The organism is Cryobacterium sp. TMT2-42-4, assembly GCF_004402645.1.
Taxonomy (GTDB): Bacteria; Actinomycetota; Actinomycetes; order Actinomycetales; family Microbacteriaceae; genus Cryobacterium; species Cryobacterium sandaracinum.
Window position 1 is genome coordinate 86,208 of the sequence record NZ_SOFT01000015.1, and the last position, 8,765, is coordinate 94,972.

The following is an 8,765-nucleotide window of genomic DNA, read 5'->3' on the forward strand; positions in this document are numbered from 1 at the left end:
GTGCGTTCAGTTTTCATGAGAAGTAGCTTCGCAACAGGGAATGTCACCATCCAGACAGTACATTACACGCTATTTTGGTGTCTTTCCTATCAAAATAAGCGTCAAAATCGTTCAAATTCGCGTTCTTCGATAGCCTGATTGCATGCGTAGACAAGCTGTTCCGGGAGGCTTCAAATTCGAACCGCGGACCTTAGTGGGCGTGCGCAAACAGTTCGGCAAGTCATCTGTGCCGCTTCACCCCGCACCGGGCGTTGATGAGAACGACCCACGATTTCTCGCCGCGCAGCTACAGCACCAAGTTGCGAACGCGGTCCGTGAAGGGGTACTCGTCCGCGGGATGACCCTCGAGCAGTTCGTTCTGAGCGAGAGTGCGACCTCGCTACAGCCGGGCCTCACCTATGACCGGCTCATTCGAATCCAGCGTGGAGAGACCCTGATGCAGCTGGCCGATCTATTCAGTTGGGCGCGACGATTCGACACGGTGCGCGCGATCCTCGCCGACGAGCGAAACTGGCCGGCTGCCGCGAACCGCAACAGCCCTAGCTAGCGCTGCGCCTCGCTTTCGAAGCCATCGCCAGCCGCAACAGGCTTGTATTAGCCGGGTGGCCCGGCCCCCATCAACGCGAGCCTGGAATCGGTGACCAGTAACGGCATGTTCCGCGGTGCGTTTGCCAGCCAACGGTGCCTGGTTCCCATGGCCGGCTACTGCGAGTAGCAGCAGATGGATGACGGCAAGCAGCAGAGCAGGGGATTGGGTATGGGCTTCCTTGTGCGATCCCTGAACGCGCAGTCGTGACGCACGAGGTGCGGGTCAGCTGAAGCTGAGCGGTGGTCGCCGGTCATTCATCGCAGATATTGATTCGTTCAGCTTGACGAATGCATCGTCCAACCACTCCTCGTCGATCCAGAAGGGTCACGTCCCGCTGGGTGGTGTAATTCCTCGTCACCGTGCGGGTCAGTTGGTTTAGTTTAGGCGGCAGCGAGTTCTGGGAGAATCACCGCCTCGTCGATGACTTCGATGGGGTTGTTCATGGTGGCCAGCTCGAGCATTGATGCTTCGGAGAAGTAGCGTCGTTCGCCAGCTTCCCATTCATCGTGTTGCTCGATCAGGACTGACCCTGCCAGGCGCAGCAGGGCGGCAGCGTTGGGGAAGACGCCGACGACGTCGGTGCGGCGTTTGATCTCCTTGTTGACCCGTTCCAACGGATTCGTGGACCAGATCTGGCGCCAGTGCCGCCGCGGAAACCCGGCGAACGCGAGGAGGTCGGGTTGCGCGTCGGTGAGCATCGCCGCAACTTTGGGGTGCGAGCGGCCGAGCATGGTGGTGACCTCACGGAACTGCTTCTCGATGTGTTCGCGGTCGGGCTGGGCGAAGATGGTGCGGATGATTGAGGCGACCATCTCCTGGGATCCCTTCGGCACGACCGCGAGGACGTTGCGCATGAAGTGCACCCGGCATCTCTGCCAGCCAGCGCCTTGAAAGACGGTCCCGATGGCTTTCTTCAGCCCGGTGTGAGCGTCAGACATGACCAGCTTCACCCCATCCAGACCGCGAGTCTTCAACGACCGCAGGAAGCTGGTCCAGAAGCCCTCGTTTTCACTGTCGCCAACGTCGAACCCAAGAACTCCCCGGCGCCCGTCGGCGGCCACGCCGACCGCGACGACGACTGCTTGGGAGACGATCCGGTGCCCGACGCGCGCTTTGCAGTAGGTGGCGTCGAGGAACACGTAGGGGAAGTCTTGTGCGGCGAGGGTCCGATCCCGAAACTCCGCCACTTCCGCATCGAGGCCGGCGCAGATCCGGGACACTCCGGACTTGGAGATCCCGGTATCAGCGCCGAGAGCTTTGACGAGGTCGTCGACTTTGCGGGTTGAGACGCCGTGGACATAAGCCTCCATCACGACGGCGAACAGGGCTTGATCAACGCGGCGGCGCCGCTCCAGCAGCGCCGGGAAGAACGACCCGGCGCGCAGCTTCGGGATCTTCAGGTCGAGGTCCCCGGCCGTGGTGCTCAGCGTCCGGGATCGGGTGCCGTTGCGGTGGGTGGTGCGGTCGCCGGAGCGTTCGAACGGGGCGGCGCCGATGAATACGGTCGCTTCCGCATCGATCAGTTCTTGATACAACGTTTCGGTCGCGACGCGGATGCGGTCGGTGACATTGGTGACTTGAGTTCTCCCAGCAGGTCAAGCAGGGCAGACTGGTCTAGAGCCATCGTGTGGTGTCCTTTGTGAGTTGCTTTAGTCGGTACTCACTGACCATCCCACGGTGGCTCTTTACGTTGACGAAGCAACACTCAGAAGCCGGAAACCACACCACTCACAGGGACGTAACCACACTCGTCAGTAACGGCTCAAACAAAGTCCACTCGGGATCGATTGAGGAATCGGTTCGAGACACATCGAAATCCTCCCAAATCACACATCAACCGGTCAGGAGACACGCCCTAATCCGGAACGAGTGCTATTGTCACGATGCCCATAATCGGTACAAAGCACGTAGATTGTCTGGTCACAGCAAATTTTTCACCACTTGGCATGAGCCTCGGCATTTCAGCAGTGGAGATCCTATGTGCAGAAGAATGTCAACGGACGCCAGCTATCGAAGCGGACCAGCGCGGTGACGCCGCTGTCTGAGGCATCCGATCAGCAGACGCTGATGCTCAGCATGGCTTCGGGTAATCAGGCCGCGTTCGGCCTGATCTACGATCGCTTAAGTGTTACGACTTTTGACATCTGCAATCACCATCTGAAGACCCCGGCAGCGGTCGACGAGGCCATGCTCGGTCTGTGGCTGTACGTCTGGCAAAATGCGGCGATGTTGTCGGGGCTGGACGGGTCGCCTTGGTCCATCATTATTAGGACTGCGGAACACCACGCCGAGTTTCACGCTCAGACCGAGTGCCTGGCCCGAGAAACGGATAACACTCTTCTCGGATGAGTCCCGGTCCCCGGATGGCTCATATTCACGCCAGTGACGAGGTCAACGTCGCATGTGAGAACAACAATTTCGTCCCCATCACTGCCCCTGACCGAGTCATGGGCGCCGGGTACACACCGGTCAGATCAGACGGACGTCACCCCGGCAAGATCGTATTCGGGATCTTCGCGGCCTTGCCGAAATGGAGCGGCCACTCATTTCGGAGCGCACCGTTACCGGGCTCGCAGTGGCGAGGGTGAGAGGCCGGACCGGTGGGCTCCATTTCAAGATGACGCCGGACCAAGATTCTCTCGGCCATGGCTGCGACGGGGCAGAGAAATGAAGGTGGGCACCCTCCACAAGGAACTTGGAATCAATCCGCATACGTTGTATCGACATGTTTAGCCTGCGGGGAAGTCGCTGTCTGAGGGGGCGAAGCCTCTCGAGGAAATAGCTCACCCGGGGAATACGGGCGGCATCGAAGCGCACTTCGGAGTGCCGCTGAAGTCGAATGCTGGCCGCGTCCTGAGGTTGCGAGACATTTGCATCGCCGCCTGGTTTCGTTGGCTCTTATTCGCGTTGAAACTAGTGAGGAAACGTTACTAGAGCAGGGCTGCAACCGTTCTCTCCGCTGCCTTTCGACGACCGACCCGCCATCGTCGGGGCAGCCTCTCGCGAGACCGGCCTTCTCCCGCTGGCCCGCGACGTGGATCATCGCCGTGCGCGAGCCACAACAATCAGCTAACATCACCGCATGAAGCGCATAACGTACAACGGCGGTTCCATTGTCACGAGCAACAGCATCACGACAGCGCTACTCGACTACATCACCTCTGTGGCCGATAGCGACAACAGTGTGGCTGTGGGTGTCACCACGCTCGACGAGAACGACGAGACATCCGTACACACGCTAATTCTCAGCCCAACCAATCAGTTCGACGTCGTCGATGTCGACGTCGAAGGGATTACGGAGGAAGATGAAGCTACGCGTTTCCCGTTACCTGAAATGCCGATGATCGGTATTACCGGCACCGTCGAAACCACAGGCGACGCTGGTCGGACAGCCAAAGACTTTAACTTTGTCGCTAACGAAATCGACAATGGCCTTGGGAGCACTCATGGGTAAATTTATCTACGGGACTCCGTCGATCACCGTCAATTTCGACGACCGGGTGCTCGCGCACCTCAAGGTCGTCATTCTGTCCAAGGTACGCCGGGGGGAAAGTTTCACGTTTTCGTGGGAATACTCGGCGGCATCAGGACACGGTCACAGCACCATTTGGATCCACCCAACGATTCCGCTTCAATTCGACTTCTTCGGTAATAGGGAGCCCCTCCTAAACCGTGCTTGGGTCGAAGAATTGGTGCGCCTGTCAAACACACCGGGCGGCCTGAGGGTAACGCCGGAACCGGCCGAGCTGGAGGCGCCCGCACGCGATCGATAATCGCCTGACTACTCCACCCTGGCCCCCGGCGTGAAGCCTGCCAGCGGGGTCATGGCCAATGGATGCGCGACGTCGTGTCGACGACCCGGATTGCGACGGACGCACTCGCCCTCAGGGGCTCCATCAGGTCAAAGGGCTAAGGCACGCACCCACTTTCGGGGCAATGATAAACTTCGCAAAACTTATGAACTTGGGCTGTGGTGTCCGCGGAAGTTCCGGTCGGCCTCGCCCCGGAAGGACTATTTAGCCATGTCCCAACCTCTCTTCGAAGCGAGCACGGTGCCACCGAGACTCCTGATCCTCGGGATCACCGCCTGCCCCACCGGCATCGCGCACACCTACATGGCGGCCGAAAAGCTTGAGAGCGCAGCGGCTGAGTTGGGCTACGAGATGAAGGTCGAGACGCACGGCTCGGTCGGCGTCGAAGGCACCTTCAGCCAAGACGACATCGACCGTTCGGACGCAATCGTGATCGCGGCCGACACCAAGATCGATTGCTCGCGCTTCGCGGGCAAGCGGATCGTCTCCGTCGGGGTCGCCGACGGCATTCACCGCCCCGCCGCCTTGATCCGGGACGCCCTCGCCGCCGAGCCGTCCACCGTCGGCGACAGTTCCAGCCGCGACGCCACGCCCTCGCGCAGCGGTAAGGCCGACTTCGGAAGCACCCTGTACCGCGCACTGATGAACGGCGTGTCGTACATGATCCCGTTCGTTGTGGTCGGCGGGCTCCTGATCGCCATCTCGCTCTCCTTCGGCGGCGAGGCGACCCCGAATGGGCTCGTCATCCCGGAGGGCAGTTTCTGGCTGACGCTCAACCAGATCGGCGGACTCGGTTTCACCCTGATGGTGCCGATCCTCTCTGGCTTCATCGCCTACGCCATCGCCGACCGGCCCGGGCTCGCACCGGGCATGATCTGCGGCTGGATCGCCACGACCGGGGCCTTCTACAATTCCGAATCAGGCGCCGGCTTTATTGGCGGCATCATCACTGGTTTCCTGGTCGGCTTCGTCGCCCTCGGCATCAAGAAAATCCCCGTGCACCGCTTTATCAAGCCGATCATGCCGATCCTCGTGATCCCCGTGCTCACCACCGTGATCGTCGGCGGCGCCTTCGTGCTCGCCCTCGGCCAGCCGATCAGCTGGGTCTTCTCCACCATGACCACGTTCCTCACCGGCCTGCAGGGTGGCAGCGCGATCGTGCTTGGCCTGATCCTCGGCGCCATGGTCGCCTTCGACATGGGCGGCCCGATCAACAAGACCGCATTCCTCTTTGGTGGAGCATTGATCGCGGAGGGGAACTCAGCCCCGATGGGCATGGTCGCCGCCGCGATCGCCGTCCCGCCGCTCGGGATGGGCTTGGCCACCCTGATCCGCGGCCGCTACTTTTCCAAACCAGAGCGTGAAGCCGGCATCGCCGCACTGTTCCTGGGATTCTTCGGCATCACCGAGGGCGCGATTCCGCTCGCCGCGGCCAAGCCGTTGCAGGTCATCCCGGCGAACATGATCGGTGGCGCCATGGCCGGAGGCATTGCCGCCCTGTTCGGGGTCACCAACTCCGTACCGCACGGCGGCCCAATCGTCGCCGTCTTCGGTGCGGTCTCCGGGGTGCCGATGTATTTCGCGGCCTTGCTCACCGGCGCCGTCGTCACCGCCCTCGTTTCGGTGCTGCTGCTCGGCATTTCCGCGCGCAAGTCGACCCGCCACGCTGCAGCGACGGGTGCGGCCACGGGCACCGCCGCCGGGGCTTCCGGTCCTGTCCCCGCGCCCACGGGCCCATCGGACGCGGATGCCGGCACGGTCAGCTCGGTCGCGTCCGAGTCCGAATCGTCGCCTGTGCCCCCGGCGAAGAAGACGGTGCTCGACTATATCGACGAACGCACGATCGTGCTCGACGTCGACGAGACCGACCGGGATGCGATGATCAGCACCCTCGCCGGCCTGATGAGCAAGACCGGCCGCGTCACCGACGAGACCCTGGTGACCCAGGCCGCCCTCGCCCGTGAGAAGCACGGCACGACGGGCATCGGCGACGGCATCGCGATCCCCCACGCCAAGTCGGACGGTGTAACCGCCCCGGTACTCGCCTTCGCCCGCAGCACGCAAGGCATCGACTGGAACTCAGCCGACGGCTCCAAGGCCACGCTGATCTTCATGATCGCCGTCCCGGAGGCGAAGGCCGGAACCGAGCACCTGAAGGTACTCGCCCAGCTATCCCGCGCCCTGATAAAGCCCACCTTCCGCGACGCCCTCCAGGCCGCCACGACCCCCGCGCACGTACTCGAGGCGCTGGCCCTGCAAGTCGGCGCGAAGACGGTCGCACCCGACGCTTACTAGAAGCCTGCTGAGGGACCACATCGGCAACCCAAGCGCTGAGTCACCAGCAGACCAGAACCGCCGCGGCTAGGGATCCAGAACTCAACGATGCTGGCCTGCCATGGCGGGTGTCACGAGGGAACCCCGACTCGGTCGGCGCAAAATGTCCAGCGCTTCCACGTGCCATGTGTACGTCCTTCCACGGGCCGATCCTGATCCCGTAAAAGGGACGTTCAGCAGACGCGACTAGGTGCCCATCGCTCCGAATGCTGTGGAGTTGATTGCTAAGTGGCGATAAATATTTGATCCGGCCCGTTGCCGATCGAATGCCGGACTTGACGTTCGTGACCATGCTTGAGGTCAAGGTCGGCAAGAGTCGGTTGCACCTGGGCTTTCACCCGAGCGACCAAAAAGCAGAAATTGATCGCCTGTTGGGCATGGGGGGCCAAACGGACGGATACCGTGCGAGAGGAGCAGTCATGGGTTGTGCTCGCCGATCCGGAGTGCAATGGATTCTGCATTCAGGAATCCCCAAACTTCACGGGATCGAGCCCCATGAAGCCAGATCGTTCTGGTGAGGCTTATTGACCGTTTCCGCGAGCTGGTTGACTGCGAGTTCCTGATCGCGAAGAGCCAGGATAATCCGAATGCGCGTGGCGTCGACGAACATCGCGAAAACCTCCCTGGCTAATTCGACGTATTCACTATCGGGGTCCAATGTGCAACCATTCGCGTTTGCATTAATACGCAGAGTATTGCATATAAGTCCGGCCTGCCGGTCAGTAGCCCCGTCACGAAAATGCCTGGGCCACCACGTGAAATCGGAACCTCCGGATCTGGCGACGGCCGCTCCTTTACGCAGCGCTGCCACGTGCAACTGAGGATACTTATGGGGGAACGGGCTACCCTTCTCGACGTCAGGGCAACCGGCGCTCTTCGGTGCCCAACTGAGATACTCAGCAGCGCAACGTCGTCACATTACTAGCATCTTTTGGTTACTCGGAACGCCCACACCGACTCTCTTCCCGTCGATGAAGTTTCCCAGAGTCGGCTCTAGCGAGTGGTGCGCACCACCCGGGTGAGGCCGGCCGGCACTAGCAGGGTGCCGTCGACCGGAGTGGTGGTGAGCAGCTCGGTGCCGGTTGCGGGCACGGCGTGGTCCGCATCCGTGTGGTTGATGTGGAAGTCCTCGGTGTCGGTCGAGCGGGTGACCACCTCGACGCCGCCGATACCGTGGGCCGCGTCGATGCCGGCCGCATTGAGCGCGTCCATGAGGAGTGAGCCCAGGTCGCTGCCGACGAGCTTGGTGGACAGATACCATGCCGACCCGGCACCGAACGCGTTCCGGGTGATGGCCGGTCCGCCCGCCGCCGGTCCGTCGACGTACCAGGCCAGAACCTCGGCGGTGGTCACCTCGATGTCGTCGGTCCACGCGGCACCGGTGCGGGAGTCGCTGAGCGTGACGGTCTCGTTCTCGTGCAAGGGCAGGAACTCGGGGATGGTGAGGCCGAGGACCTCGCGGAGGGCGCCGGGCGCCGCGCCGGGATAAACGGTGTCGTTCAGGTCGACAATGCCGGAGAAGTAGGAGACCACAAGGTGGCCGCCGTCTCGCACGTACCCGGTGAGGTTCTTCGATGCGGCTTGTCCGGCGAGGTAAAGGCTGGGCGCGATCACCAGGTCATAGCTGCTGAGGTCCCCGGTGGGATGAGCGAAGTCCACCGTCACGTTGCGGTTCCAGAGCGCCGCGTAAAACGCCTCGATGCGCTCCGCACATCCGGTGGCACCAGTGTTGAGACATCCGTCATCAAGCCCACGCACCGAGAGAACGGGCTTATGTCAGGTTGGCCACACCGCCGGTGGTCGAGATTGCTCGTGGTTTTGCCAGGCTCAATCACACGCGCGACGTGCCCGATTTCCCGCAATAAAGGCCTTGGCCGACAATCAGCACTAGAAGTCGGGCACGTCAGAGCCAGCGTGATCAGATGAGTCAGTTCGCGAAACCCCCGCTATCGGCGTCGGGTATTTGAACACTGGGCCCGTCTAGCTTTCTGGGCTCATCCGGCAACGAACGCGCCAGCCATGAGGTCAAT

At 61.7% G+C, this 8,765-nt stretch carries 7 protein-coding genes and 2 pseudogenes; 6 read left to right on the top strand and 3 right to left on the bottom strand.

Going from position 1 to position 8,765, the window contains the following annotated elements:
* Nucleotides 1-337: 337 nt before the first annotated feature.
* Complete coding sequence (locus E3O18_RS04555) at nucleotides 338-547, top strand: hypothetical protein (protein ID WP_134394335.1); 210 nt, start codon at nucleotides 338-340, stop codon at nucleotides 545-547.
* 69 nt (nucleotides 548-616) lie between these two features.
* Nucleotides 617-715, top strand: a complete 99-nt coding sequence (locus E3O18_RS16730) for an SOS response-associated peptidase family protein (protein WP_134394385.1) — start codon at nucleotides 617-619, stop codon at nucleotides 713-715.
* A gap of 254 nt (nucleotides 716-969) precedes the next feature.
* Here E3O18_RS16730 and E3O18_RS04565 read toward each other — a convergent pair.
* Nucleotides 970-2,213: pseudogene (locus tag E3O18_RS04565) on the bottom strand (IS256 family transposase).
* A 356-nt stretch (nucleotides 2,214-2,569) separates the two neighbouring features.
* Here E3O18_RS04565 and E3O18_RS04570 point away from each other — a divergent pair.
* From E3O18_RS04570 to E3O18_RS04585, 4 genes are all read left to right on the top strand, one after another.
* Entirely contained in the window at nucleotides 2,570-2,938 is a 369-nt protein-coding gene (locus tag E3O18_RS04570) for a hypothetical protein (RefSeq protein WP_134394333.1), read from the top strand.
* A gap of 733 nt (nucleotides 2,939-3,671) precedes the next feature.
* Complete coding sequence (locus E3O18_RS04575) at nucleotides 3,672-4,043, top strand: hypothetical protein (RefSeq protein WP_134394332.1); 372 nt, start codon at nucleotides 3,672-3,674, stop codon at nucleotides 4,041-4,043.
* The gene (locus E3O18_RS04580; RefSeq protein WP_134394331.1) at nucleotides 4,036-4,362 is read left to right on the top strand and encodes an ATP-dependent DNA ligase; all 327 of its coding nucleotides are present in this window, start codon (nucleotides 4,036-4,038) and stop codon (nucleotides 4,360-4,362) included. The genes E3O18_RS04575 and E3O18_RS04580 overlap by 8 nt, the downstream gene beginning before the upstream one ends.
* A 249-nt stretch (nucleotides 4,363-4,611) precedes the next feature.
* The gene (locus tag E3O18_RS04585; protein WP_134417610.1) at nucleotides 4,612-6,696 is read left to right on the top strand and encodes a fructose-specific PTS transporter subunit EIIC; all 2,085 of its coding nucleotides are present in this window, start codon (nucleotides 4,612-4,614) and stop codon (nucleotides 6,694-6,696) included.
* A gap of 559 nt (nucleotides 6,697-7,255) precedes the next feature.
* On the opposite strand, the pseudogene E3O18_RS16305 reads toward E3O18_RS04585, so the two are convergent.
* Together E3O18_RS16305 and E3O18_RS04595 are read right to left on the bottom strand one after the other, a co-directional pair.
* A pseudogene (locus E3O18_RS16305) lies at nucleotides 7,256-7,420 on the bottom strand (transcriptional regulator); the annotation flags it as partial.
* A 308-nt stretch (nucleotides 7,421-7,728) separates the two neighbouring features.
* Nucleotides 7,729-8,493: a beta-galactosidase trimerization domain-containing protein gene (locus tag E3O18_RS04595; protein WP_134417612.1), complete on the bottom strand. Its 765-nt coding sequence runs from the start codon at nucleotides 8,491-8,493 to the stop codon at nucleotides 7,729-7,731.
* Between the last annotated feature and the right edge of the window lie 272 nt (nucleotides 8,494-8,765).

Excerpts from the sequence above, each read along its gene's own strand:
- E3O18_RS04555 (WP_134394335.1), top strand. The coding sequence starts at position 338 with ATGACCCTCGAGCAGTTCGTTCTGAGCGAGAGTGCGACCTCGCTACAG.
- E3O18_RS04575 (WP_134394332.1), top strand. The coding sequence starts at position 3,672 with ATGAAGCGCATAACGTACAACGGCGGTTCCATTGTCACGAGCAACAGC.
- E3O18_RS04580 (WP_134394331.1), top strand. The coding sequence starts at position 4,036 with ATGGGTAAATTTATCTACGGGACTCCGTCGATCACCGTCAATTTCGAC.
- E3O18_RS04585 (WP_134417610.1), top strand. The coding sequence starts at position 4,612 with ATGTCCCAACCTCTCTTCGAAGCGAGCACGGTGCCACCGAGACTCCTG.